Annotated in this window: 16 protein-coding genes and 1 tRNA gene; 12 read left to right on the top strand and 5 right to left on the bottom strand. The window is 72.4% G+C overall.

The window, feature by feature from the left end; translation table 11 throughout:
* The first annotated feature begins 251 nt into the window (after positions 1-251).
* The 5 genes from topA (at position 252) to J7F03_RS06445 (ending at position 9,920) form a co-directional block, all read left to right on the top strand.
* A complete protein-coding gene (gene topA / locus J7F03_RS06465; RefSeq protein WP_214947675.1) occupies positions 252-3,083 on the top strand; it encodes a type I DNA topoisomerase in 2,832 nt (943 codons plus the stop codon).
* Positions 3,084-3,357: 274 nt separating this feature from the next.
* Positions 3,358-6,549 (top strand): dTMP kinase, encoded by a 3,192-nt coding sequence (gene tmk, locus J7F03_RS06460; RefSeq protein ID WP_214947674.1) that lies wholly within the window; start codon positions 3,358-3,360, stop codon positions 6,547-6,549.
* 113 nt (positions 6,550-6,662) lie between these two features.
* Positions 6,663-7,874, top strand: a complete 1,212-nt coding sequence (locus J7F03_RS06455; RefSeq protein WP_214947729.1) for a DNA polymerase III subunit delta' — start codon at positions 6,663-6,665, stop codon at positions 7,872-7,874.
* Between the two features lie 260 nt (positions 7,875-8,134).
* A complete protein-coding gene (locus tag J7F03_RS06450; protein WP_214947673.1) occupies positions 8,135-9,706 on the top strand; it encodes an alpha/beta hydrolase in 1,572 nt (523 codons plus the stop codon).
* A 140-nt stretch (positions 9,707-9,846) separates the two neighbouring features.
* Positions 9,847-9,920: transfer RNA gene (locus J7F03_RS06445), tRNA-Thr, on the top strand.
* A 128-nt stretch (positions 9,921-10,048) separates the two neighbouring features.
* On the opposite strand, the gene J7F03_RS06440 is transcribed toward J7F03_RS06445, so the two are convergent.
* Complete coding sequence (locus J7F03_RS06440; protein WP_214947672.1) at positions 10,049-10,483, bottom strand: hypothetical protein; 435 nt, start codon at positions 10,481-10,483, stop codon at positions 10,049-10,051.
* 50 nt (positions 10,484-10,533) lie between these two features.
* Between J7F03_RS06440 and J7F03_RS06435 the strand changes: the two genes are divergently transcribed.
* Positions 10,534-11,802 carry a hypothetical protein gene (locus tag J7F03_RS06435; protein WP_214947671.1) on the top strand — a complete coding sequence of 423 codons (1,269 nt, stop codon included), beginning with the start codon at positions 10,534-10,536 and terminating at the stop codon, positions 11,800-11,802.
* Between the two features lie 7 nt (positions 11,803-11,809).
* On the opposite strand, the gene J7F03_RS06430 is transcribed toward J7F03_RS06435, so the two are convergent.
* Positions 11,810-12,979 (bottom strand): hypothetical protein, encoded by a 1,170-nt coding sequence (locus J7F03_RS06430; RefSeq protein ID WP_214947670.1) that lies wholly within the window; start codon positions 12,977-12,979, stop codon positions 11,810-11,812.
* A 122-nt stretch (positions 12,980-13,101) separates the two neighbouring features.
* Here J7F03_RS06430 and J7F03_RS06425 point away from each other — a divergent pair, with 122 nt between their 5' ends.
* Positions 13,102-15,417 (top strand): 2OG-Fe(II) oxygenase, encoded by a 2,316-nt coding sequence (locus tag J7F03_RS06425; protein WP_308379167.1) that lies wholly within the window; start codon positions 13,102-13,104, stop codon positions 15,415-15,417.
* Positions 15,418-15,718: 301 nt separating this feature from the next.
* On the opposite strand, the gene J7F03_RS06420 is transcribed toward J7F03_RS06425, so the two are convergent.
* Together J7F03_RS06420 and J7F03_RS06415 are read right to left on the bottom strand one after the other, a co-directional pair.
* Positions 15,719-16,138 (bottom strand): PIN domain nuclease, encoded by a 420-nt coding sequence (locus J7F03_RS06420; RefSeq protein ID WP_214930450.1) that lies wholly within the window; start codon positions 16,136-16,138, stop codon positions 15,719-15,721.
* Positions 16,138-16,380 (bottom strand): type II toxin-antitoxin system VapB family antitoxin, encoded by a 243-nt coding sequence (locus J7F03_RS06415; RefSeq protein WP_214947669.1) that lies wholly within the window; start codon positions 16,378-16,380, stop codon positions 16,138-16,140. Before J7F03_RS06415 ends, J7F03_RS06420 begins: the two co-directional genes overlap by 1 nt.
* Before the next feature lie 743 nt (positions 16,381-17,123).
* Between J7F03_RS06415 and J7F03_RS06410 the strand changes: the two genes are divergently transcribed.
* The 5 genes from J7F03_RS06410 to J7F03_RS06390 all read left to right on the top strand — a co-directional run bounded on the left by J7F03_RS06410 (position 17,124) and on the right by J7F03_RS06390 (position 26,251).
* Entirely contained in the window at positions 17,124-18,707 is a 1,584-nt protein-coding gene (locus J7F03_RS06410; RefSeq protein ID WP_308379165.1) for a TIGR02677 family protein, read from the top strand.
* Positions 18,704-20,161: a TIGR02678 family protein gene (locus J7F03_RS06405; protein ID WP_214947668.1), complete on the top strand. Its 1,458-nt coding sequence runs from the start codon at positions 18,704-18,706 to the stop codon at positions 20,159-20,161. The genes J7F03_RS06410 and J7F03_RS06405 overlap by 4 nt, the downstream gene beginning before the upstream one ends.
* Positions 20,158-24,267, top strand: a complete 4,110-nt coding sequence (locus J7F03_RS06400) for a TIGR02680 family protein (protein WP_214947667.1) — start codon at positions 20,158-20,160, stop codon at positions 24,265-24,267. The genes J7F03_RS06405 and J7F03_RS06400 overlap by 4 nt, the downstream gene beginning before the upstream one ends.
* Entirely contained in the window at positions 24,257-25,534 is a 1,278-nt protein-coding gene (locus J7F03_RS06395) for a TIGR02679 family protein (protein ID WP_214947666.1), read from the top strand. Before J7F03_RS06400 ends, J7F03_RS06395 begins: the two co-directional genes overlap by 11 nt.
* A 150-nt stretch (positions 25,535-25,684) precedes the next feature.
* Complete coding sequence (locus J7F03_RS06390; protein ID WP_214947665.1) at positions 25,685-26,251, top strand: Uma2 family endonuclease; 567 nt, start codon at positions 25,685-25,687, stop codon at positions 26,249-26,251.
* 254 nt (positions 26,252-26,505) lie between these two features.
* On the opposite strand, the gene J7F03_RS06385 is transcribed toward J7F03_RS06390, so the two are convergent.
* The gene (locus tag J7F03_RS06385) at positions 26,506-26,838 is read right to left on the bottom strand and encodes a hypothetical protein (RefSeq protein ID WP_214947664.1); all 333 of its coding nucleotides are present in this window, start codon (positions 26,836-26,838) and stop codon (positions 26,506-26,508) included.
* Between the last annotated feature and the right edge of the window lie 10 nt (positions 26,839-26,848).

Genomic DNA, 26,848 nt, shown 5'->3' with positions numbered 1-26,848 from the left:
ATGTGCGTCCGGTCTCAAACACCGACGTGAAGAGGGGTGCGGGGGCGGGGCCAGACGGCCCTTCGGCCACTCTGCCCAGTGATCGCGGAGGGCCCGGCGCGGCATCCGGGCGGCAGAAATGGCACTTGTCGGGTTACCGTTCGAGTGGCCGTTGCGGGCTTCTGCCGTTTGACACGGGGGCGGGTTGTACCGTCACACTCCGCAGCGTCGCCGTACCGCGACCGAGTGCCGAACCGGAGAGAAGAGCCAAGTTGTCCCCGACTAGCGAGACCGCAAAGGGCGGCCGCCGACTCGTCATCGTCGAGTCCCCTGCCAAGGCGAAGACGATCAAGGGCTACCTCGGCCCCGGATACGTCGTCGAGGCGAGCGTCGGGCACATCCGCGACCTCCCCAGCGGCGCGGCCGAGGTTCCCGACAAGTACACCGGCGAGGTCCGCCGGCTCGGCGTGGACGTCGAGCACGACTTCGCGCCGATCTACGTCGTCAACGCCGATAAGAAGGCCCAGGTCAGGAAGCTCAAGGAGCTGCTGGCCGAGTCCGACGAACTCTTCCTCGCCACCGATGAGGACCGCGAGGGCGAAGCCATCGCGTGGCACCTGCAGGAAGTCCTCAAGCCCAAGGTCCCGGTCCACCGGATGGTCTTCCACGAGATCACCAAGGACGCGATCCGCGACGCCGTCGCCAACCCGCGCGAGCTCAACCAGCGCATGGTCGACGCCCAGGAGACCCGCCGCATCCTCGACCGCCTCTACGGCTACGAGGTCTCGCCGGTCCTGTGGAAGAAGGTCATGCCGAAGCTTTCGGCGGGCCGCGTCCAGTCCGTGGCCACCCGTCTCGTCGTCGAGCGGGAGCGCGAGCGCATCGCCTTCCGCACCGCCGAGTACTGGGACCTGACCGGCACCTTCGCCACCGGCCGCGCCGGTGACGCCTCCGACCCCTCCACGCTGGTCGCCCGCCTGAACACGGTGGACGGCAAGCGCGTGGCGCAGGGCCGCGACTTCGGCTCGACCGGGCAGCTCAAGAGCGAGGTGCTGCACCTCGACGAGGCGAACGCGCGGGCGCTGGCCGCCGCGCTGGAGCAGACCTCGTTCGCCGTCAGGTCGGTCGAGTCCAAGCCGTACCGCCGCTCTCCGTACGCCCCGTTCCGTACGACGACGCTCCAGCAGGAGGCCTCGCGCAAGCTCGGCTTCGGTGCGAAGGCGACGATGCAGGTGGCGCAGAAGCTGTACGAGAACGGCTTCATCACCTATATGCGTACCGACTCCACGACGCTGTCGGAGACGGCGATCACGGCGGCCCGCGCGCAGGTCACGCAGCTCTACGGGTCCGAGTACCTGCCGGAGAAGCCGCGCGTCTACGCCGGCAAGGTCAAGAACGCGCAGGAGGCGCACGAGGCGATCCGTCCCTCGGGTGATCGTTTCCGCACTCCCGCCGAGACGGGTCTGACCGGCGACCAGTTCCGCCTGTACGAGCTCATCTGGAAGCGCACCGTCGCCTCTCAGATGAAGGACGCGGTCGGCAACTCGGTCACCGTGAAGATCGGTGGCCGGGCGAGCGACGGCCGGGACGCGGAATTCTCCGCGTCCGGCAAGACGATCACCTTCCACGGCTTCATGAAGGCCTACGTCGAGGGTGCGGACGACCCGAACGCCGAGCTCGACGACCGCGAGAAGCGCCTCCCGCAGGTCGCGGAGGGCGACGCGCTGTCGGCCGAGGAGATCACGGTCGACGGCCACTCGACCAAGCCGCCGGCCCGCTACACCGAGGCCTCGCTGGTCAAGGAGCTGGAAGAGCGCGAGATCGGCCGCCCGTCGACGTACGCGTCGATCATCGGCACGATCCTGGACCGCGGGTACGTCTTCAAGAAGGGCACGGCCCTCGTGCCGTCCTTCCTGTCGTTCGCCGTGGTCAACCTGCTGGAGACGCACTTCGGGCGGCTCGTCGACTACGACTTCACGGCCAGGATGGAGGACGACCTCGACCGCATCGCGCAGGGCGAGGCCCAGTCCGTGCCGTGGCTGAAGCGGTTCTACTTCGGCGCGGAGGACGCGAGCGAGGTCGTACCGGCCGAGGGCGACCACCTCGGCGGCCTGAAGGAACTGGTGACCGACCTGGGCGCGATCGACGCCCGGGAGATCTCCTCCTTCCCCGTCGGCGAGGGCATCGTGCTGCGGGTCGGCCGCTACGGGCCGTACGTGGAGCGCGGTGAGAAGGACGCCGAGGGCCACCAGCGCGCCGACGTCCCGGAGGAGCTGGCGCCGGACGAGCTGACGGTGGAGTACGCGGAGGAGCTCTTCGCGAAGCCGAGCGGCGAGTTCGAGCTCGGCAAGGACCCGGTGAGCGGGAACGAAATCGTCGCGAAGGACGGTCGTTACGGGCCGTACGTGACGGAGATCCTGCCCGAGGGCACGCCGAAGACCGGCAAGAACGCGGTGAAGCCGCGGACGGCCTCGCTGTTCCAGTCGATGAGCCTGGACACGGTGACCCTGGCCGACGCGCTCAAGCTGATGTCCCTGCCGCGGGTCGTCGGCGCGGACGCGGAGGGCGCGGAGATCACCGCCCAGAACGGCCGCTACGGCCCGTACCTGAAGAAGGGCACGGACTCGCGGTCCCTGGAGACCGAGGACCAGCTGTTCTCGATCACCCTGGAGCAGGCGCTCGCGATCTACGCGCAGCCCAAGCAGCGGGGGCGCGCGGCCGCGAAGCCGCCGCTGAAGGAGCTGGGGACCGACCCGGTGAGCGAGAAGCCGGTGGTCGTGAAGGACGGCCGCTTCGGCCCGTACGTGACGGACGGCGAGACGAACGCGACGCTGCGGCGGGACGACGACGTCGAGACGATCACGCCGGAGCGGGGCTACGAGCTGCTCGCCGAGAAGCGCGCGAAGGGCCCGGCGAAGAAGACGGCCAAGAAGGCCCCGGCGAAGAAGGCGCCCGCCAAGAAGGCGACGGCGACCAAGACGGCGGCGAAGAAGACGACGACGGCGGCGAAGAAGACGGTCGCCAAGAAGACGGTGGCGAAGACCGCGGCGGCGAAGACGACGGCGAAGAAGGCCACCGCGGCCGTCCCGTCGTCGGACGACTGACCTCGGCCACGCCAGGGACAGGGCCCGTGCACTGCGCACGGGCCTTGTCCCTTTGTCATGCCGGTCCGTCCGGTCGTCTTGCCGGCCCGTCCGGCGTTTGACCGGGTCTGGCGCGGAGCCCCGTGCAGCGGGCACTCCGCTCCGGGGCGGACACCGCGCCCCGGGCCGAGGCCCGTCACGCGCCCGAGTCCGTGGTCACACGCGTCACACGGGTCACACGCAGGGTTGTCCACAGGGCTCCGCACCCGCCAAGCGCAGCGGATAGGCTGGGCGGATGACGCGAGCCGAGCAGCCAACGGTCGTGACCGCCCCCACCACCGCCCCCACCTACGACGAAGCCCTCGCCGCGGACTCCCGCGAGCGGGCGGTGCGCGCACTGCTGCGCACCCCCGGGCTACGCCGTCTGTGGAGCGCCCAGCTGGTGAGCGGAATCGGTGACGCCCTCGCCCTGCTGGTCCTGGTGCTCCTGGCCTTCCAGGCGGCCGTGGACCAGGAGCCCTTCGGCGGCGGCTACGCCGGCTGGGCCCTCGCCATCGCCGCCGTGTTCGGCGTCCGGGTGCTGTCCACCCTCCTCTTCGGAGCCGTGCTCCTGGGCCCCCTGGCCCAGCTCACCGCCCCCGGCGGCAAGCTGGACCGCCGCTGGACGATGATCGGCGCCGACGGCGTCCGGCTCGGCCTCTTCGTCGTCGCCCCGCTGTGGCTCGACTGGATCCCGGCCCACGCGCTGACCGCCCTGCTCGCCACCGTCTTCGTCTCCGGCGCGGCCGAGCGGGTGTGGGCGCTGGCCAAGGACAGCGCCGCGCCCGGCCTGGTGCCCGCGCCGCCGCCGGAGGGCGCGACCGTACGGCCGCTCCCGGACCACCTCGACGCACTGCGCCGGCTGAATCTGCGTACCTCCTTCGCGGCCGTGCCGATCGCCGCGGCCGCGCTGCTCGCCGCGACCCTGATCGGCAAGGCCCTCGGACTCGGAGTCGGCTGGTTCGCCGACAACCAGGCCGCGCTCGGCTCGTACGTGGCCGCCGGCCTCTTCGCGGCGTCCGTGTCCCTGCTGCTGCCGCTGGTCCTGCCCGACACGAAGACCCCGCGCCCGCGCTCCCCGCTGGAGGGTCTGCGCGCCCCCAAGGCGGGGGACCGGCCCGAGAAGGGGCGCACCGGGGCCGTTCCGCTCCTGGTGCTCGCCTGCGCCGCCGTCGCCGGAGCGATCGCTTCCGCCGCCGCCGTGGCGGTTCTGCACGCCACCGACCTGGGGGGCGGAGCGGCCGCGTTCTCGCTGTCCGTACTGGCCCTGATCGGCGGCACGGCCCTTGGTATCCGCGCCACCCAGGCCGGCAAGGTCCTTCCGGCCCTGTCCCGGCGCCGCCTGCTGGCCCTGTCCATCGCCGTGGCCGGCCTCGCGCTGCTGCTGACCGGGCTGGTCCCGGACACCGCGACCGTGCTGTTCCTGTCGCTGCTCGCCGGCACCGCCTCCGGCGTCGCCGCCAACACCGGGCACACGCTGCTGGACCAGGAGACCGAGGAGCTGCGCCGGGCCCGGGTCACCGAGCACCTGCAGGCCGGCGTCCGGGTGGCCGTGGGCGTCGGCGCCGTAGCCGCCCCGCTGCTGGCCGCGGCGATCGGGCCGCACCGGCTGGACGGCGCCGGGATCGTCTTCGCGCACGGCGGCGCGGCCTTCACGCTGATGCTGGTCGGCGCCCTACTGCTGCCGGTCGCCGTCGTCGTACTGGCCAAGGCCGACGACCGCAGCGGCGTACCGCTGCGCCGCGACCTGCGCGAGGCGCTGCGCGGCGGGGAGCCGGTGCAGGCCGCGTCCGACGCCGGGTTCTTCATCGCCCTGGAGGGCGGCGACGGGGCCGGCAAGTCCACCCAGGTGGAGGCGCTCGCCGACTGGATACGGGCGAAGGGCCACGAGGTCGTCGTCACGCGCGAGCCCGGGGCCACCCCTGTCGGCAAGCGGCTCCGCTCGATCCTGCTCGACGTGTCCTCCGCGGGACTGTCGAACCGCGCCGAGGCCCTCCTGTACGCGGCCGACCGCGCCGAGCACGTGGACACCGTCGTGCGGCCCGCCCTGGAGCGCGGCGCCGTCGTCATCACCGACCGCTACGTCGACTCCTCGGTGGCCTACCAGGGCGCCGGCCGCGATCTGTCCCCGACCGAGATCGCCCGTATCTCGCGGTGGGCCACGGACGGGCTCGTACCCAACTTGACCGTCCTGCTCGACGTGTCGCCGGAGACGGCCCGGGAGCGGTTCACCGAGGCGCCGGACCGGCTGGAGTCGGAGCCGGCGGAGTTCCACCAGCGGGTGCGGGCCGGATTCCTCACGCTGGCCGCGGCCGACCCCGGGCGCTACCTGGTGGTCGACGCGGGCCAGGACCCGGAGTCGGTCAGCACCGTCGTGCGCCACCGCCTGGACCGGATGCTGCCGCTCTCGGAGGCTGAGGTCGCCGCGCAGGCGGAGGCCCGGCGCCGTGCCGAGGAGGAGGCAGAGCGCAAGGCCCAGGAAGAGGCGGCGCGCAAGGCCGAGGAAGCCCGGCTGCTGGCCGAGGAGGAAGCCCGCAAGGCCCGCGAGGCGGAGGAAGCCCGCATCCAGGCCGAGGCAGAGGCAGCCCGCAAGGCCCGCGAGGAGCGGCTGCGCGCCGAGGAAGAGGCCAGGGAGCGGGCCGAGGCCGAGCGGCTGCGGCTGGAAGCCGAGGAGAAGGCCCGCGCGGCCGAGGAGGAGCGGCTGCGCAAGCAGGCGGAGGAGGAGTCGCGGCTGCGCGCCGAGGCCGAGGAGCGCCGGCTGGAGAAGCAGCGCCGGGCCGAGGAGGCCCTGCTGAAGGCCGAGCAGGCGCGCCGGCTGGCCGAGGCCGCGGCGGCCGAGACGGCGGCGAAGGCAGCGGCGGCGGCGGCTTCGGCGGCTTCCGCGGCCCTGCCGGCCGCGGCCGCACCGACTGCCGCACCGACCGCCGCGCCTGTGGCCCCTGCGCCGGCCGCGCCTTCCGCACCCGCGCCCGGCGCCGGCCTGCGCAAGGGTCCGCACCCCGATGACGCAGTGACGATCGAGACTCCGACCGTCAAGCGGGTCGTGCAGCCGGACGACGTCACCCAGACGGTGCCGGTCCCGAAGTTCGACCCCGCGGATCCGGCGGCGGAAACCTCCGTGCTGCCGCCGGTCCGCGCGACGGGTCCGGCGGGTGGGGCGGCGACGCGGTCGCCGTCGTCCCGGGGCTCCTACTCCGCCTCGCGCCCGACGGCCCAGCGCCCCGAGGAGAACCCGGCCGACCGGGTCCCGCCGGGCATCTTCCGCGACTCGGGCAACGACGCGACCCGCGAGCTGCCCGTCCTCGGCGATGACGGCCGGCCGCGCCGGGCCCGCTCGGACTGGGCGGAGGAGACCCCGCTGGACGATCTGCCGACGCTGGCGGACGAGCTGCTGGGCCCGCGCCGGGACGCCGAGGACGACGAAGGCCGGGGTCCTCGCCGCGGCTGACGGCGCGGTGGGTGACCGGGTGGGTGGGGGCGGGCTGACGGGGATTGTCAGTGGGAGCCGCCACACTGGGTGAGCAGGCATGGACGGTACGCGAGGGAAAGGCGGTGGGCGGGATGCCCGTATGGGACGACCTGGTGGGACAGGAGCGGGTCCAGACGCAGCTGGCCGCCGCCGCCCGCGACGCCGCCGCCCTGGTCACCGCCATCGAGGCGCGGACGGAGCCGCCGGCCGCCTCCAAGATGACGCACGCCTGGCTGTTCACCGGCCCGCCCGGCTCCGGCCGGTCCACCGCCGCGCGCGCCTTCGCGGCCGCGCTCCAGTGCACCAGTCCGGACCGGGCCCTCGGCGGTGAGCCGGGCTGCGGGTTCTGCGACGGCTGCCACACCACCGTGATCGGCACGCACTCCGATGTGGAGATCGTCCGCACCGACCTGCTGTCCATCGGTGTGAAGGAGACCCGCGAACTGGTCCGCCGGGCGCAGCTCTCCCCGGCCGTCGGACGCTGGCAGGTCATCGTCCTGGAGGACGCCGACCGGCTGACGGAGGGCGCGGGCAACGTGCTGCTCAAGGCCGTGGAGGAGCCCGCCCCGCGGACCGTGTGGCTGCTGTGCGCGCCCTCGCTGGAGGACGTGCTGCCCACCATCCGCTCCCGCTGCCGCCACCTGACGCTGCGCACCCCGCCGGTGTCCGCCGTCGCGGAGGTCCTGGTCCGGCGCGACGGCATCGACCCGGCCGTGGCGCAGGCCGCGGCCCGCGCGACCCAGGGGCACATCGGCCGGGCCCGCCGGCTCGCCACCGACGAGGCGGCCCGCTCCCGCCGGACCACCGTGCTGAAGCTGCCGATGCGCGTGGACGACGTGGGCGGCTGCCTCAAGGCCGCGCAGGAGCTGGTGGACGCCGCCGCCGAGGACGCCAAGCAGGTCGCGGAAGAGGTGGACACCAAGGAGACCGAGGAGCTGAGGGCCGCGCTCGGAGCCGGAGCCGGCACGGGCGGGCGGATGCCGCGCGGTACGGCGGGCGTGATGAAGGAGCTGGAGGACCGGCAGAAGCGCCGGCGCACGCGCACGCAGCGCGACAGCCTCGACCTGGCGCTGACCGATCTCACCGGGTTCTACCGGGACGTGCTGGCCCTGCAGCTCGGCTCCTCGCTGGCCATCGCGAACGAGGAGATACGCCAGGACCTGGACCGGATCGCCCGGGCCTCGGGCCCCGAGCGCACGTTGCGGCGTATCGAGGCGATCATCGCGTGCCGGCAGGCACTGGACCGCAATGTGGCCCCGCTGCTCGCGGTCGAGGCGATGACGATGTCCCTGCGCGCGGGCTGAACCGTCCGGGGAGCCGCGCACGGGTGCCCTGCCCGAGGGTGCCGCTGCGTCGCTCACGGGTGTCCGGCCCGAGGGCACCCCGCTCGCAGGTGTCCGGTGCTTCAACCCCCGTTGACCGCTTCACCCGTTCGAGCGATCCGGGCGGCGCCTGCCGGACGGGGCCGGTCCGTGCGGGGCGGCGGCCCGGCCCCGTGCGGCCGCCCGCCGCCGGGCGTGAGGGCCGCGGCCCCGGGCAGGCCCGCAGGCCGTAGGCTCCAAGGATGGACACCAGTCGCCTGCTGCGCACCACCGGGACCGTGATCGCCGCCGCGGGGCTGCTGCTCTCAGGGTGCACGTCGGGAGGTCCGGGGGGACCGAGCGCCGCCGCCTCCTCCGGCGGGGGTTCCGCCGCGCCGTCGGCCGAGCCGGGCGCCGTCCCGGCCGCGCTGCGCCCGTACTACGACCAGAAGCTGAGCTGGCGCGACTGCGGTGTCCCCGGCTTCGACTGCACCACCATGAAGGCCCCGCTGGACTACGAGCACCCCGAGTCCGGTGACATCGACATCGCGGTGGCCCGCCGCAAGGCCACCGGACCCGGCGAGCGGCTCGGCTCGCTGGTGGTCAACCCGGGCGGCCCGGGCGGCTCCGGCATCGGGTACCTCCAGGCGTACGCCGGCATCGGGTACCCGGCGAAGGTGCGCGCCGCCTACGACATGGTCTCCTTCGACCCGCGCGGCGTGGACCGCAGCAGCCCCGTGGAATGCCTGACCGGCCCGGCCATGGACCGGTACACGCAGGTGGACCAGACGCCGGACACCCCGGCGGAGCAGGCCCTGCTGGTGTCGGCCTTCAAGGAGTTCGCGGCCGCCTGCCAGGCGCGCTCGCAGCGGATCCTGCCCCACGTGTCCACCGTCGACGCCGCCCGCGACATGGACGTGCTCCGTGCGGCGCTGGGCGACGAGAAGCTGACGTACGTCGGAGCCTCGTACGGCACCTTCCTCGGGGCGACGTACGCCGACCTCTTCCCAGGCCGGACCGGCCGGCTGGTCCTGGACGGGGCGATGGACCCCTCCAGGCCCGCGCTCGAACTGAACCGGGACCAGACCGAGGGCTTCGAGACCGCCTTCCGCGCCTTCGCTCAGGACTGCGCCAAGCAGCCCGACTGCCCGCTCGGCCAGGGCAGCCCGGACCAGGTGGCGGCGCGCCTGAAGGAGTTCTTCCGCAAAGTCGACGCCGTGCCCGTACCCACCACGGACCGGGCCCGCAACGGTGTCGGCGAGTCGTTGGCCACGACCGGTGTGATCGCCGCGCTGTACGACGAGAACGCCTGGCCGCAGCTGCGCGAGGCGCTCACGGCCGCGATCAAGGAGGACGACGGCAACGGCCTGCTCGCGCTCGCCGACAGCTATTACGAGCGTGAGGCGGACGGCAAGTACGCCAACCTCATGTCCGCGAACGCCGCCGTCAACTGCCTGGACCAGCCCCCGGCCTTCGACGGCCCCGCGGCGGTCGACAAGGCGCTGCCGTCCTTCGAGAAGGCCTCCCCGGTCTTCGGCGCGGGCCTCGCCTGGGCCTCGCTGAACTGCACGTACTGGCCGGCCAAGTCCACCGGCGAGGCCCGCGCGCTGAACGCGAAGGGCGCCCCGCCGATCGTGGTGGTCGGCACCACCCGCGACCCGGCCACCCCGTACAAGTGGGCCCAGGCTCTGGCCGGCCAGCTCGAGTCGGGCGTGCTGCTGACGTACGACGGGGACGGCCACACGGCGTACGGCCGGGGCAGCGACTGCATCGACTCGGCGATCAACCGCTACCTCCTGGAGGGCACCGCTCCGGCGGACGGCAAGAAGTGCTGACACCGGCCCGGAACGGGCCCCGGAACGGCCCTCCGGACCTGCCGCGGGACCCGGTTCGGGGCACCCCGTTTAACCCTGTAGACTTGGCGCCGCTGCTGATGAGAGCCTCCCACCAGGGAAATTCTTGTCATCCCAGCGGTGCCGCCTTAGCTCAGCTGGCCAGAGCAACGCACTCGTAATGCGTAGGTCTCGGGTTCGAATCCCGAAGGCGGCTCTGTAGAACCCCCAGGACTCACTCGCCGTGACCTGGGGGTTTTGCTATTTCCGGAGCCTGTCGGCGCACACCGCAGCTGGGGTACGGGACCCCGTGCGTGAGCGCTGGATGCGGGAATTGTGTCGGGACTACCGGCCGCCGTGGAGAGCGGCGGCCGACTCCAGGAGGCCGTCTCGCTCCAGTCGGTCAAGCGCATCGCCCGTGGTGCCGGGTGGCTTTCGCCAGGAGTCGGCGATCTGTTGGACGGCGGCGAAGACCCGCTGTCGATCGAGATCGATCTGGGCCAGAACGAAGTCGTCGGCGGAGACGGCTTCGACGTTCCGTGCCTCCAGTGTCGCGTTGGGAAGCGCCACCCCGCCCCTGGATGCACGGTCAGTGCGTATGCCGGCGGACTGCGTCGAGGAGATGGTCGAGGTCGGCGAGGGTGTGGGAGAAGGAGGTGACCGGACGGTTCCCGGCTTCCAGCGGTCGTGGTGCAAGGGGCAGCCCTCTGCGCGGAGGTGTTCGGTGACGCCCAAAGGCCTTGCCGGCGGCCTGATGCCGGTCGCCGTAGCGTCGCCCACGGACGGGAACCCCCGTCCGTGGGAGGATCGGCCAGTAGATTCAGAGCGCGGTGGAGGTGACGGTGCTGGCGGCGGACGAGGCGATGGCACAGCGCCTGCTGCGTTGGCTGGTGCCGGACGGCGACCCGCTCGTCGCGCTCTCGGTGGCTGCGGTCGAACGATTCTGCTGGTATGAGCTGCCTCGCAAGTGGCCTGCGGACACATCTGAGCAGCAGTGGGCCGTCGCTGTCCTGGCGGACCTGCTGGCGGGGGTCGGTCGCGTTCGGGCCGTCGCGGTGTGCACGAGCGCGACCACCGCTCAGGTGCTGGCGGCCTGGCAGCGCTCCGAGGAGGCGGGCTTCGCAGCCTACCGAAAGGCTGCGGCTGCCTCGCCCACGAGCCCGCCGGACGTGGCCGAGCTGAGCTGGGGGGAGGTCATGGGCATCCAGGAAGCGTTGGCCCGTGCCAACCTCGAACGCCGACTGGAGCAGGCCCTGGACGAGGGCGACCTCGACCCGGACGCACGTACGTTCCCGGCCGCGCGTCGACGTCTCGTCCAGCACTGGCTCACCACCGCGCAGCCCGTGTTCGGGGGCCGTGCCCCGCTGGAGGCCGTCCGCAGCGAACGGCGCGAGTTGTGGGCCGCGGCGCCCCCGACTGAGCGTCGCGTCCTGCTCGCCGCCGTCCTGCCTGCCTTGGCGGTGTCTTCTGCGGCGCCCGTGGACACGGCTGAGCCGCTGCGGTGGCTGCTGGAGCAGATCGGTGACGGCGTCACCTTGACGCAGGCCGGCTACCTGCCGCGGGAACTGGTGGCTGCCGCGTTTGCCCGCTACCCGCACTGGTACCCGATCGGCAAGGGACCGCGCTCGGAGGCGGACCTCTACCAGCTGGCTGATCTGCATGAACTCGCCCGCACTCACCGACTGGTGACCAAGCGTCATCGTGTGCTCAAGCTGTCGGCTGCCGGCCGTGTTCAGCTGACGGATCCTCGCCTGCGCGAGCACACGGCCGCGCTGGCCTGGCTGGGCACCACGGCAGCTGAGCGGCAGGTAGCCGAGTCCGCCCTGTGCGCCTTGTGGGCGGAGCCCCGGCTCCGCGAGGACCTGCGCGATGTTGTACATCCGGTGCTCGCTGCGGGTTTCACCCATGGCGATGGCACCGCGATGGAGGGGAATGAAACCGAGCGGCTGCTGTGGAGGTTCTGGCACATCGGCCGCGAACTCGGTTACCTCGAGCCGGAGCGGTCCAGCGGCGCTCCGATCTCCCTGTCCGCCACGGGCCGCCCGGCAGCCCTCGCCGCCCTCCGCCTCCTGGCCGAGGGCCCAAGCGGCCGCATCTGAGCGCGGCTCAGCGGGCTGTCAGCCCGGCGTCGGTGAGGCGCCGCATCAGCGAGGGCTTGCCGCGGTGCTGCTCGCGCAGGTCGTGCAGGCGCCGCGCGAACTCCTCGGGGGTGCCGGCCCGGTCGTGGACCTCGCGGAGATCTTTCAGGAGGGTGACGGCGGCGTTGTAGGGGCCGGGCTGCTTCTGCCCGATCAGGTCGGCGATGTCCTGCCAGGATCGCTCGGCGTTCTCGGCCAGGTGGTCCAGGTGGCTCTCCCGGGCCTGCTGTTGGGCCCGGCGGGCCTGGGCGCGGGCCTGTTCCTGCTGCTGGGTGTGCTCGTTGCGCACCCCGTGGGCGGCGTCGAGGAGCTCCGCGGCTGAGCGGCGCCGGGTGGTGGTGGAGGGTTCGGCTGTGCCGTGGGACGCGGCGCGGTGGCGGGCCAGCAGCGCGGGGCCCGGCTGTGGGGCGCTGCCCAGGGCGGCGTTAAGCAGCAGGGTGTCCTTGTCGCGCCCGGGCAGGGCGCGGATCCAGGCGGCGAGTGCGTCCTTGTCGACTGTCTGTGAAGGGGCGGCACCGCTGGCGCGGGCAGCCGCGGTGAGCAGGTGCGGGTCGATGTGCAGGAAGTCCGCCAAGGTCTGTTGCGCACCGGTGAGTTGGGCAAGGCCGGCGGGTACGGGCGGCTCGATGGTGGCGGTGTACTCGTCCTCGTCGACGTCCTCCTCCAACTCCCACCGGGTGAGCGCGGAGAGCCAGGCTAGATAGAGGGGGCGCAGGTCGCCTGCGGCGAGTTCGGTACGCAGGGTGGTGAAGGAGGCGAGGGTGTAGGACCGCTCGAAGTCCCACTCGCCGCCGTCCTCGGCCGAGTAGGGGAAATCGAGCAGCAGGTGCCCTTTCCTGGTCCAGCAGGACAAGGCGTCTTCCGCGCAGTACGGTTCGGCGCTACGGGCGGGCAGCAGTGCAGTGGGCAGGCGCAGCATCAGGCGCCGCGAGCCCCAGTCGGCGAAGTACAAGTGGGCGTCATACAGCTGTTCCATCAGTTTGCGCTCGTCGCCGCGAAAGTCGCCGTAGTGGTACTCGTTGACGAAGTGCGTCGCGCTGATCCGGGCCCGGCTCGACAGGGCCCGGACATGCTCGAGCTCGTCCTTGGTCAAGGGTCGCTCGATGGCTTGGAACTCGTAGTACTGGTACTGGCTCACGGCCGTGCATGCTACCGCCAGGCGCCGTTACTCGACGGGGTTCGGGGGTGGTACGCGACGTTCGGGTGAGCCCGTGCACGGTCGTGGTCCGGTGGCGCCGTCGGGTTCGTAGAATTCGGGCCGTGGACGGCAGGTCCGTAGGGGCGGAGGGCAGGGGCGTGGTGGTTGCACCGAGGGAACGACTGGCTGGGCTGCTCGGCGGGGCGAAGACAGCGGGGGCTTTCAGCGCCCGGCTGGAAGTGCCTGCGGCCAGCCTGAACCTTGAGGTGGCCGGGGTCGGGCCGGTGCGCCTTCCGTTGCGGGCGCCCCAGGCGAAGCGGCTGATCTCGGTGTCACGGCCGGCGTTGTTCGGAAAGGGCGAGGAGACGCTGGACGACACCAGCGTGCGGGACACCTGGCAGATCTCGCCGGATCAGCTCAGCCTTGGCGATCCTTCCTGGTCGTCGCTGCTGAGTGGCGCACTGGAGCATTTCCGGGACGCTCTCGGTCTCCCGGCGGCGACCCGGCTGTGGGCTGAGCCGCACGCGATGCTGGTGTACGGGAAGGGACAGTTCTTCCTTCCGCACCAGGATTCGGAGAAGGACGACGCCATGGTGGGCACGCTGGTGCTGTCCCTGCCTTCGGCGCACACGGGGGGAGAGCTGGTCATCGAGCACGCTGGGCAGGAGTGTGCCTACCGTGCCTCGAAGACGGATCTGACCCTTGTCGCCTTCTACGCCGACTGCCGGCACGAGGTCACTCCGGTCCGATCCGGGTACCGGGTGACGCTCACCTTCAACCTGATGGCCGCGCCGGGGACTTCGACAGAGCTGTCCGGACCGCCGGCGGAGCTGGCACACAGTCTGGAGCAGCACTTCGGGTCGCCCGTCACGCCGCGCTACGGCAGCCGCGAGTCCGATCCGCCGAACCGGCTCGTATACCTGCTCGATCACGAGTACACCCAGCGGGGTCTGAGCTGGGAACGGCTCAAGGGCGCAGACGCGGGACGTGCAGCGCTGCTGCGCGCCGCTGCCGAGCAGGCCGGGTGCGAGTCGGTGCTCGCCCTGGCCGAGGTGAAGGAGACCTGGGATGCCTATCCCGAAGGGGACGATCCCTGGGACGACTACGGGTACGACGACGACGGTGAGGGCGGTGACGCGGGCGCGGACGGGGACTACGTTCTCCAAGAGCTGGTCGACGACGAGATCACCCTGGGCTGGTGGACCGGTCCGGACGGCACCGGCGGCGAGCAGATCTCCTTGCGGGTTGACGACTACGAGGTGTGCGCGAGTACCGCGAGCGCGGACCTGACGCCCTACGACTCCCAGTACGAGGGTTACATGGGCAACTACGGCAACACGCTGGACCGGTGGTACCGGCGGGCCGCGGTCGTCGTGTGGCCGCGTGAGCGGGCCTTCGTGGCACGCGGCGAGGCCGGATCGGGGTGGGCACTGGAGAAACTGCGCGTCGGCATCGCCCGGGGCGACCTGCACCGGGCGCGTGAGCGGGCCCTGTCCCTCGCCCCGTTCTGGAAGCACACCCGTCCGCAACGTGAGTTGCTGGGCTGCGCGCTGCAGGTGGCTGCGGGCCTGGAGGCGGCCGAGACCGCGGCGATGCTGCTGGAGCCGTTCCAAGCAAGCGCGCTCGGCCCGGAGTGCGCGGGCGCACTGTCGGCGGCAGCCGAGCGGTACGGAACCGCGTGGACGCGCCGGGTCGTCGAGGTCTGGTTCGCGTCGGCCCACCGCCTCGACTCGCAGCATTACCAGTGGACGGAGCGGTTGCCGGAGCTGTGTACCGCGCTGCGTGCCCGTCGCGCGCCAGCGGTGGCGCGGCTGCTGGCCGACGGGGTCTGGGCTGCGGTGGACCGAGACCTGCGGCTGTGGACCACGACCAGGTCGGCCGACATCCGCCGTGCGCAGCTGCGGCAGCTGGCCCTGCCGCTGCGATGCGTCCTGGCGGCGGCCGACGCAGAGCAGCGGGACGGGATCGCGGCAGCACTGCGCGAGTACCGGGACACGGTGCTCGAGTGCCTGATGCCGATGCTGCGCAGCGCCGAGGAGGCGTTGCCGGCGGCCGAGTGGGGCGCAGCGGGTCTCGACGTGATCGCGCGGGACTGCGCGGACCGGCTCCGCGTGGTGTGCGAGCGGGCGCCGCGCGCTGCTGACGACTGGTCCGTGGCCTGGACCGGGTGCGGCTGCGAGCTGTGCGGTGCCCTCGGTGCATTCCTCGGCTCCCGGTCGCGGCGGGTCCTGGAATGGCCGCTGGCGAAGGAGGGGCGACGCCATGTGCACACGGGGATCGACTCGGCCGAGCTGCCGGTGTTTCACCAGACCAGGCGGCAGGGATGCCCGTACACGCTGGTGCTGACGAAGACAGAGGACCTGTTCACCCGTGAGCGGACGGTCCGCCGCCAGGCCGCGGCGGACCTGGCATGGCTGATGCCGCCGCGGAACGGATGACTGCGGATTCCCGGCTCAGCGGCCTTATCGCGCTATGGAGCGGCATGCCGGCGACGCGGCCCCGTCGCTGTCCCGAGCAGGAAGAGAGGGTCGAGGGGTGTTTGCGATCGGAATCAGGAGGAAGACGGCGAGGGTCAATTCGAGGCGGTGCCTCCGTCGGCCCCGCCCAGGACCTGCAGGGATCCGCGCAGAGCCAGGCTCTACAGGGCGACGAGTGCGCTGCCGCAGGCCAGCTGCACCCCCGCGACCACTCGATGGGGGACACCAGACGACTCGTCGGGGTTGGGGAGGATCGGCATTCTCATCGGTCGGCGCTGCCGGGCGGGACGACCCATTCGGTGGGCTGGCCGGTGAGGGAGGCGATCATGTCGAAGTCTCCGTCGTAGTGGAGGACCGTTCGCCGGTTCAGTTCCGCTGTGGCGGCGATGAGAAGGTCGGGGAGCGACAGGGCGCGGTGGAAACCTGCGTTGAGGGCGTGGCGCTGGATTTCCAGTGCGCGAGTGAAGGTGTCGTCGCCGCCGTGCAGGTAGTCGAAGGCGTGGAGCCAGGTGCTGATGCGTGTCGCCTCCGCGTTGTCCCGGGCCGAGTGGATCATCTCGTACTCGGTGGGTTGGCAGACGGCGAGGAGGTACCGCTCGTGGAGCGGCTTGAGTACCTCTCTGACGCTGGGTTTCGTCCAGCGGGCGAGGGCGGACTTGTCGATCAGGTAGCGGTCCTGCATCAGGCGGCCCGGCCGCCGTCGCGCTTGAGCGTTCCGTCGGTGTTGCGGGGGCCGGTGTTCTCGACGATCTCGCTGAAGTCGAGTTCGCCGGCGTCCATGGCGTCGAAGAACTCCTGCCGCAGGTGCCTCTTGACGGCGTCCTCCATGGCGAGGCGGACGGCTTTGGCCTTCGTTTTGGTGCCGAAGATGCGCATGGCCTCGGTGACCATGTCTTCGTCGAGGTCGATGACAGTTCTGGCCATGTTGATGGTCCCTCCACAGATGCCCTTGCCAACGAAACGATAGCATTTGTTTGCCGTGAGAGATATCGTTTTGGTCGCAGGTCTCGTCATAAATGGAGGCGGCGTCGAAGCTGGCCAGGCGGCTCCGCTCCCTCCTTGGTGGAGGTCGACCTTGGTCAGATTTGACCCCACGGCGCGCTTGAGCCCCTCATGGCGCCCCGGGCGGGCGGCCTGGCTTGCGTGAGCGGTGCGTGAGCGGACGAGGTGGCACAGGGTGGATTGGGCGGCATGTCGGGGCCGGGCCGCACCGCCCTGGCCTGGGGAATCAGGATTCGGTGGCACGGCCCGGCAGTGGATGGGATGATCTTGTGGGGCCTCGTAATGCGTAGGTCTCGGGTTCGAATCCCGAAGGCGGCTCGGATTAGCCCCAGGACTCACTCGCCGTGACCTGGGGCTTTTTCATGCCCCTTACCCATGCGGGCATGCGGTGGCCGGGGTTCGGGACCCCGTGCGTGAGCGCGCCTGAGGGCCGGATGCGGGGAACTGTGTCGGGATCAACGGCGCGAAGAGCGGCGGCCGGCTCCAGGAGGCTGTCTCGCACCAGGCGGTCAAGCCGTTCCGCGGCGCGGGGATGGATCTGCACGGGCGCGCAGTTTACCTGCGCTGATGGATGCATTGGGCGGGGTTTCCCACTCTGGTGGCCAGGCGGCAGACTGAGGTGAGAACTGGTCCTGTCCCGTCGTACGAGGAAGCCGCTGACGCCCGTGAGTGACGATTCCCTGACCCCGCCCCCGGCTGCGCCGACAGGCTCTGTGTCCCCGGGCCCCACGCCCTCGGAGGGCGGAGACGCGGATGCTTTCGGGATCGATGCCTTCACCCTCGACGACCGGCTGCGGCTTTTCCACTTCGCGGCTGCCGAGAAGCGTCACGAGTACCTGTGGCTGCTGCGTGCCTTCGAGAGGGGCCGGGCCAACTACCAGGTGCTGCTGCATGCTTCCGACGCGGCCGCCCTGGTGGGCAGGCTGGTCGCGGACCATCCAGGGGCGGCCGTGGGCGACGTGCAGCCGCTGCTGGACGCGCTCGCCGAGTGGCGTGTCCTGGACCGCAGTTACGACGGGACGCGGGCGGCGAACCTGGCGGAGTACCGCAACCGGCACTACGTGTACCAGTTCACCCAGGCCGGATACCGGGCCTACCGCGCAGTGGAGGACGTGCTCGGTGCCTCCCTGGAGGACGCGCAGCTCTCCCGGCTCGTCTTCCCCGACATCCTCGCCGACCTGGCCGCGCTTGCAGAGGCGAACGCCGCGGGCGACGCCGAGGAGGTCTATCGGAAGCTGGGCCGCCTGGACTCCGTGCTGAACGAGATGGCGCAGCGGGCTGCCCGCTTCTATCTGATGCTCGGCGACCTGGCGCGGACCAACGACACCCGGCCCGAGGTGTTCCTCGCGCACAAGGACGCGCTGCTCGGGCACATGCGGGAGTTCACCGCCGAACTGGGGCGCTACGCTCCGCTGCTCGCCGAGGCGGTGGAGAAGGCCGCGGCAAGCGGCGTGGACCGGATGGTCGAGTACGCCGCGGAGGCCGACGAGCGGCTCTTCCGTACCCCGGCCGCCCGTCTGGACGACTGGCGGCAGCGGTGGGGCGGCATCGTGCACTGGTTCGGGGAGCGTGAGCACAGCGAGGCCGAGCGGCTGCAGGACGCCACGGTCACCGCGATCCGCTCGGTCCTCGCGCTGCTGCGGCGGGTCACCGAAGCGCGGCGCGGCGGAGTCAGCCGGGAGAGCCAGCTGCGCCACCTCGCCCAGTGGTTCACCTCATGTGTCAGCGACGACGACGCGCATGCCCTGTTCCAGGCGGTGTTCGGGCTCGGTGCGCCCCGGCACATCGCCGTTCCCTATCCGGACCCCGAGCTGATTTCCGGGCGTACCTCGTGGTGGGAGGCCGAGCCGGTGGAGCTGGCCCGCACCCTGGTGCAGTCCGGCCGCACCCCTGCCCTCAAGGGGCCGGGACGGATCGAGCGCAACGACGCCGAGCGGGCCGGGCTGCGGGCCGCGCAGATCAAGGAGCAGGCCGAGCGCCGGGGGGCGGCGCTCGCGCTGGCCCGCGACGGCGCGTACGGCAGGGTCCTGGACGAGGCCGAGACCCGGGCACTGCTGTCCCTGATGGACGTGGCGCTGGCCGCGCGGGTGCCGGTCACCCGGGGTGTCGCGGGGCCGATGGCCTCCGGTTCGGCGCACGGGGTGCGGCTCACCCTCGTCCCGACGGGGCCCGGCGAGGCGTTCACCACGGTGCGCACCGTGCGGGGCGATCTGCACCTGGACGGACTGTGCCTGGAGGTCACCGGATGAGCACCCGCGTCGCCGAGAACGTATCGGCTCTGGAACTGGCCGACTATCAGAAGGCCGTACGTCTCGTGCTGCGGCATCCGCTGATCACGCCGGTGTACCCGGACGGCGGCGCGCTGGCGACCGTGCGGCGCTGGGCCGAGCAGTTGCGCACCGATCTGATGGAGGTGCTCGGCTACCGGCTGATCACCACCGCCGACACCGCCCGCCTCCAGCGCGCCCAGGACCAGTTGGACCCCACCCGGCCGGCGCTGAGCCGGTCCGGTCGCCCCTTCGACCGGCGCCGTTACGCCTACCTCGCCCTCACCCTGGCCACGCTGGGCCGGCACGGCGCGCAGGTCGCGCTCGGCGAACTCGCCGACGCCATCGCCGCGGACGCCGCCAGAATCGACGGGCTCGGCCTGGACACCGGCCGCAAGCACGACCGGGACGCCTTCGTCGACGCCGTCAGCTGGCTCACCGAACGTGGCGCACTGCGCCTGGCCGACGGCTCCGCCGCCTCCTGGGCCTCCGATCCGGAGCGGGCCGAGGCTCTGTACGACATCGACCGGGAGGTGCTCACCGCCGTCCACCAGCCCACCCGCGTCCTCCAGCACGTCACGTCGGTGACCGCGCTCCTCGACTCGGCGGGTGCGCGGAGTCTGTCCGAGGGGCGCCGGGCCCAGCGGCTTTCCGCGTCCCGGCGGGCGAGGCGCCTGGTCCTGGAGCATCCGGTCGCCTACTACGCCGACGCCGACCCGGAGCTGACCGGCCAGCTGCGGGCCCCCGCGCTCGCCGAGGACCTCACCCGCCTCACCGGCCTCACCATCGAGCGGCGCGCGGAGGGCATCGCCCTGGTGGACACCTCGGGCCGCCTCTCCGATACGCGGTTCCCCGGCGGCGGCACCGTCGCGCAGGCCGCGCTGCTGCTCGGCGCGCGGATCAGCGAGGCCGCGGCGCGCACCGGGCGCCGCGCGGCCGAGCTGCTGCCCGCGCCGACTGCCGCCGAGCGCCTCGCGGACCGGGCCGGCCGGATCGACCTTGCTCTCCCCGCGCAGGGTGTGTTCGAACAGGCCACGGCAGACCAGGAGGCCACGGAGGAAGAGGCGGAGGGGGAGAACGAGGCGCCGGCCGCCCCGGAGGTCCGCTATCCCTTCGTCACCACCTCCTGGCTGCGCGCCCGGACCAAGGAGATCACCGAGCGGTACGGTGCCGGGTTCGCAGCCGACCTGCGCGGCGACCCCGACCGGCTCCTCGACCAGGCCTTGGACCTGCTGGCTGCCATGTCGCTCGTCGTGCGGGTCGCGGGCGGGGTTCTCGCGCTGCCGCTGCTGGCCCGCTACCGCGGTGTGACGGCCGAGGTGAAGGCGCGCCCGCGCATTCGTACCACCCAAAGCCCCGGGAGCACCGGGGGCCCCGAAGCAGGGGCCCCCGACGCCCTGTTCCCCGCAGACGACGTGAAGGACCCCGCCAAGTGAGCACCCCGCCGACCGACCTCCAGCCCCGGTTCGTGCCCACCCGCGCCGGGATCATCAACCTGTGGGACTACCGCGACGAGGAGTTCTCCTTCGCCGGCGGCTGGCTGGTGCTGCGCGGCCCCAACGGGTCCGGCAAGACCAAGGCCCTCGAAGTGCTCTTCCCGTTCGTTCTGGACGGGCGGATCGACCCCAAGCGGCTCAACCCGTTCGCGGCCGAGGACCGCACCATGAAGTCCAACCTGCTCTTTCGCGGGCAGGAAGGCGCGCTCGGCTACGTATGGATCGAATTCACCCACCGCACCACCGGGCAGGCCGTCACCTGCGGCGTCGGCCTGCACGCCCAGAAACACCGGGACACCCCGGCCCGCTGGCACTTCGTCGCCGACGGCCGCATCGGCGAGGACTTCTCCCTGCTCACCGACGACGACCGGCCGCTGACGAAGAAGCAGCTGACAGCCGAACTCGCCCCGCTGAGCGCCGAGGTGATCGCCTCCGCCACGGACTACCGCACCGCCGTCGACCAGCGTCTGTTCGGCCTCGGCCGGGAGCGCTACGAACAGCTGCTCACCCTCATCCTCACGCTGCGCCGCCCGCAGCTCGCCAAGAACCTCGACCCGGGCAAGCTCTCCGACACCCTCACCGAAGGCCTGCGCCCGCTGGACGAGGACCTGATCGGTGAGGCCGCCCGCTCCTTCGACGACATGGAGTCCGTGCAGCGCACCCTGGAGGGCCTGGTCGCCGCCGACGAGGCCACCCGGTCCTTCCTCGCCGCGTACTCGACGTACCTGCGGGTCAACGCCCGCGTCGCCGCCGACCGGCTCAGCGCCCGGCGGGCCGAGAGCGGCGAGCGTGAACGCGCCCTCGCGACGTCGGAAACGGAGTTCGACGAAGCCCGCGAGCAGCGCGCGGCGGCCGGAGCACGGGCCGGCGAGGCCGAGACCGCGCTCGCCGCGCTGCGCGCCCGCCTGGAGCAGCTGCGTTCCTCGACTGCCTACCAGGCCGTCGAGCAACTCGCTGATCTGGAACGCCTGGTGCGTACCTGCGAACAGACCGCCCGCCAGGCCACCGCCGAGCGCGAACGACGCACCGCCGCCACCGGCCGGGCCCGCGCCGAGGCCGAACGCGCCGGGCAGCTGGGCGCCGAACTCGCCACCGCCGTCAGCGGCTCGGCCGCCGCCCTCGCCGATCACGCGCACCGCGCCGGCATCCCCTGGACCCCTGCCGACGCTGTCCCCTCCGCTCTTGCCGTCCGCGCCTCGGCCCGCTCCGCCGCCCGCCACGAAGGCGTACGGGCGGTACGGGCCGCCGCTGTACACCTGCGGGACGCCGAGCGCGGCCGGGACGCGGCCCGCGCCGGGCAAGAGCGCGCCCAGGAGGCGGCCCGGGCCGCCGAGACGGAGGAGCGAGCGGCCCAGGACGCGCTCGGTGCCGCCCACACGCGGACCCGGGAGGAACTCGCACGGTGGCAGGACCAGTACGGGCAGCTGCTGCCCGAAGGCGCGTCCGAGCCGCTCGCGCGGGCCCTCGACGCCGCCGCCGGACCGGACGGCCCGGAAGCCGGCGCCCCCGTACTCGCCGACCTGTTCACCGAGGCCACCGCCCCCGCCGTGCAGGGCCTGCGCGACCGGCTCGCCGCCCTGCGCGGCGAGCGCGGCGCGCTGGAGGACCGGCAGGCCGAGACCGAGGCCGAACGGACTCGGATCGCCGCCGAACGCGACGACGCACCGCCTGCCGCCCGCGGCCGCACCGCCGACCGTGACAGCCTGGAAGGCGCTCTCCCGCTGTGGCGGCTGGTCGACTTCGCCGATGACCTCGACGACACGGAACGCGCCGGCGTGGAGGCGGCCCTGGAGGCCTCCGGCCTGCTCGACGCGCTCGTCACCGCCGAGGAGCCCCCCACCGGTGACGGCGACGGATACCTGCGCGCCACCGCCCCCGTCGACGGCCCCAGCCTCGCCGACCTGCTGCGACCCGAGACCGGTACGGCCATCCCGGCCGCGCGGATCACCGCCGTACTCAGGTCGGTCTCCGTCGCCGACACAGTGGGCGTGGCCACCACCGTCTGCCCGGACGGCCGTTACGCCGCCGGAATCCTCGTCGGCTCCCACTGCAAACCGCACGCCGAGTACGTCGGCGCCACCGCCCGGATGCGCCGCCGCGCCGCACGCATCGCCGCCTGCGATGCCCTCATCTCCGAACTGACCGTCCAACTGGAGGAGGTGGCGAGGGCCGGGTCCGGCTGTGAGCAGAGCCTTCAGGAGTACGACACCGCCCGCGCCGCTCTGCCCCGCACCGCCGCCCTCGCCCCGTACCTGCGCGCCCTGGACCGCGCTGTCGCCGCCCTGCGCGCCACCCGCACGGCCGCCGATGCCGCCCAGTCCGTCTACGACGAGACGCAGGCCGCCTGCGCGGTCGCGGCACGCGCCCTGCACCGCGCCGAGTCCGAGCACGGTGTCACCGCCCAGGACGCTGACGACATCGAGTCCGCCACGCGCGCCTTCGAACGGGAGGCGGGCGAACTGGCCACCCGGCGTCGGGAGCACACCCGGCAGACCGAGACCGCCACCGCCGCCGCGGACCGGCTCACGGCCGCGGCCGAGGACGAGGAGGCCGCTGCCGAGGCGGAACGCGCTGCCCGCCGCCGCCACGCCGAGGAGGCCGCCGGGCTCCAGGCGCTGCGCGAGGCCGTCGGCGCCGAGGCGCAGCAGGTCATGGCCCGCGTCGAGGACACCGAGAGCAGCCTGGAGGCCGCCGCGCGGGAGACGGACGCCGCCCGCGGTGCCAAGGATGAGGCGATCGGCTGTCTGGCCGCCGCCGAGGCCCGCCGCACCGCCGCCGCCGAAGCGCTGCGGGTCGCCGTCACCGAGGAGAAGGACACCGCCCGCGGCCTGGCCCCGTACGCGGCCCGCGAACTCCTCGACCTGCTGCGCTGCCCGCACGGCCTGGCCTGGCCCGCTCAGGAGGCCGACTGGACGGGCGAGCGTCTGCCGCCCGCCGCCGTCACCGTCCACGAGGCGATCCTGACGGCCACCCGTGAACTCGCGCCCACCGAGTCGAGTGTCAAGCAGTCCGTCACCCGCCTCACCACGGCCCTGGAGGACCTGCACGCCCATCTCGCCGCCGCCGGGCAGGACTACCAGCCCGCCTGGGACAGCTCCAGCGGCGTCATCACCGTCACCGTCGCTGACGAACAGGGCCCGCTTCCCATCGCCTCCTTCGCCGAGAAGATCGCCTCCCACCGCCGTGACCAGGCCGAACTTCTCTCCGACTCCGAGCAGCGCATTCTTGAGGACGCCCTGCTCACTCGCCTCGCCCAGCAGATCCACGACCGCACCGTCGACGCCCGCGACCTGATCCGGCGCATGAACACCGACATGCGCGAGCGCCGCATGTCCTCGGGCACCACGGTCGGTGTCAGCTGGCTGCTCGCCGACGGCCTCGACGACGAACAGCGCGCCGTCTGCGCCCTCCTGGACGCCGACGCCGCCCGCCTCGGCCCCGAGAAGCTGGCCCGCATGCGCACGCACTTCGCCGCGCAGATCAAGAACGCCCGCGCCCGGCAGCGCGAGACCCCCTACCGGCAGCTGCTCGCCGAGGTCCTGGACTACCGGCGCTGGCGCCAGTTCGCCTTCCAGCTGGTACGCCCCGGCGGCGACGAGGAACGCCTCACCCGGGCCCGGCACAGCCGCCTCTCCGGCGGCGAGCAGTCCGTCTCCCTGCACCTGCCGCTGTTCGCCGCCGCCCACGCCATGCTCAACTCCGCGCACCCCGACGCCCCGCGTCTGCTCGCCCTCGACGAGGCGTTCGCCGGTGTCGACGACACGGGGCGCGGCGAACTCATGTCACTGGCTGCCCAGTTCGACCTCGACCTGTTCATGACCGGGTACGACCTGTGGGCCGTGCACGGCGCGGTGCGTGCCGCCGCCCACTACGACCTCGCGCACTCCGCCGTCGAGCACACCGTCTCCGCGCTGCTGCTCCTGTGGGACGGCGAACGCCTGCACGCCGACGGCACCGGCACCCTGAGCAGCCTGCTCGGCTCACCGGGCACCCGCTCCGTACGACGGCTGGACCGGCGGGAACAGGAGGCCCAACTTGTCGACTGACCAGCCGTCCCCGCCGCCGTACACCGAACTCCACGACGAGGGCTGGCCGCGCCTCCTGGCCGCTGCCCGCCGCCGCCTGGAGCGCACCGGCGGAACCCTCCACGGCGACATCGGCCTCACCGCCCCCACCGAAGCCGAACGCCGCACCGTCATCGGCGTCACCGGCCGCTATCGACCCGAAACCGTGAAACGCCTCACCGTCCCCCTCGCCGACCTCGACGCCTACCTTCACGGACGCTACGGAACCGGCCTGCTCAAGACCCTGGGCCGGCTGCACGGACCCCTGCGCGACCGGCCGGCCGAGCGCGCCGACGAGGTGTCCGCCCGCGCTCAGGCCCTCGAAGCCGCTCACGCCTCACCCCTCGCCGCCCTGGACTGGTACCCGGCCTGGCTGGAACAGATCGCCGCCGACGGCACCCTCACCCGTCTCCTGCGACGCGGCGACGCGGCCCTGCTCCAGGCCGCCGTCCGCGTCCTGGAGAAACTCCCCGGGGTACGGGGCGACGGGGGCCGGAGCCCCCTGCCGCTGCCGGTCCTCGCCGAGTGGGCCACCGGCGACACCAAGGCACTGCTGCCGGGCGGCCGGCTCGAACAGCTCGTCCTGCGTGCCCTCGCCCAGCGCGCCGCGGCAGGCGACGGGCAGCCGGTCCGGGCCGTTCCTCGCGACCGGGCCGGCCGCCGCGCCCTGTGGGAGAGCGCCGGAGCCGTCGCCGACGACCTCGCCAGTCAGGTCCTCGTCCTCAACATCGGTGCCCGCGGCGAAGACGTGGTGTGCGACTGGCTGCGCGACGCCACCGGCTTCGGCATCCCCTTCCGCCTCACCCTCCACCAGCTGACGGCTGCCGACGTCGTCCCCGCCGCCCGTGAGATCCACGTCTGCGAGAACCCCGCCGTGCTGCGTGCGGCCGCCGCCGAACTCGCAGACCGCGCCGCCGCCCTGGTCTGCACCGAAGGCATCCCGTCGGCCGCCTGCCACAAGCTCCTCGCCGACGCTGCCCGGTCCGGCGCCCGCCTGCACTGGCGCGCCGACTTCGACTGGACCGGCCTGCGGATCACCGCCGCCGCAGTGGAGCGCCACGGCGCCCGGCCCTGGCGCATGAGCACCGCCGACTACCGCAGCGCCCTGGCGGGAGGCGAGACGACTCCGCTGACCGGACCGCCCGCCGCCAGCCCCTGGGACCCCGCCCTCGCTTCCGCCCTGAGGGCGTCGGGCCAGGCCGTCATGGAGGAACGACTGCTGACCGAACTCCTCTCGGACCTCGGCTGATGCGCGTGGTACCGGCAGCGTGCCGGCGAAGCCGGGCCCCGGTAGTTGAAGGTCACCACAGGTGTCGAGCCCAGCGTGCCGGACGCGCAAGGACAGTACGCTGAACTCAGCGGGATCGGGCCCGCCCGCATGGTGTCCAGGAGGTGCGTCATGACTGCCGAGACCGCAGCCCCTGCGTGGATGCACGAGCAGATCACGGCGGAGCAGTACGACTCCTGGTCCGAGGAGCAGTGTGCGGGAATCGAGATCGTGGACGGGATGGTCGTCGTGAGTCCCAGCGCGTCCAAGCGCCACAATCGACTGGCTCGGATCTTGGCGAATGCCTTGGAGGTCGCCGCGGGACCGGACTGGAACGCCGATACCGACTTCGACGTCCGGCTTCAGGACGTCCCGCTCACCAACCGCCGTCCGGATGTCGTTGTGTATCGCGCGGACACGATCGACATCACTCCCACCCGTCCCGAGCACGTACTGCTGGTCGTGGAGGTTGTCTCACCGGGATCGGAGACGACCGATCGGATCGTGAAGACGGACCAGTACGCCAAGTCCGGCATTGCCTTCTACTGGCGGGTGGAGCACGCCGTGACCGGCGCCCCCCTCGTATACACCTATGTTCTCGACCCCGCGACCAGGCTTTACCGGGATGGGGACGTGTTCACCGGTGTCGTCAAGGTCTCGGCCCCCTTCCCGGTGGAGGTCGACCTCCACCAGATCTGACCTCATGCCAGGGCGCCACCGCATGTCGGTTCTCTTTGTCTGAGGGCCACCCGTTCTGCGTGAGCGGTGCGTGAGCGGACGGGGTGGCACGGGGCGGATTGGGCGGCATGCGGGGGCCGGGCCGTACGTTCCTGACCTGGGGAAACAGGATTCGGTGACACCGCCCGGCACCAACTGGGATGATCTTGTGGGGCCTCGTAATGCGTAGGTCTCGGGTTCGAATCCCGAAGGCGGCTCTGTAGAACCCCCAGGACTCACTCGCCGTGACCTGGGGGTTTTGCCAGGAGGCCGTCTCGCTCCAAGCGGTCAAGCACATCGCCGGTGGTGCCGGGAGGACTCCGCCAGGAGTCGGCGATCTGCTGGACGGCGGCGAAGACTCGTTGTCGATCGAGATCGATCTGGGCGAGAACGAAGTCGTCGGCGGAGACGGCTTCGACGTTCCATGCCTCCAGTGTCGCGTTGGGGAAGTCCCGGATTCGATCGGTCCACTTCGCCTGCACGAGCCCTGCCTGGGCTATGCGGATCCGTAGGTCGCGCAGCGTGCTCGGGTACAGGACGCAGGCGTCGCAGACGACGGTGAACGCCACGGGGTCAGAT

It is taken from the genome of Streptomyces sp. ISL-43, assembly GCF_018614195.1.
Classification (GTDB): domain Bacteria; phylum Actinomycetota; class Actinomycetes; order Streptomycetales; family Streptomycetaceae; genus Streptomyces.
The sequence above is the reverse complement of the archived record's forward strand: the minus strand, read 5'-3'. Positions and strand labels throughout refer to the sequence as shown.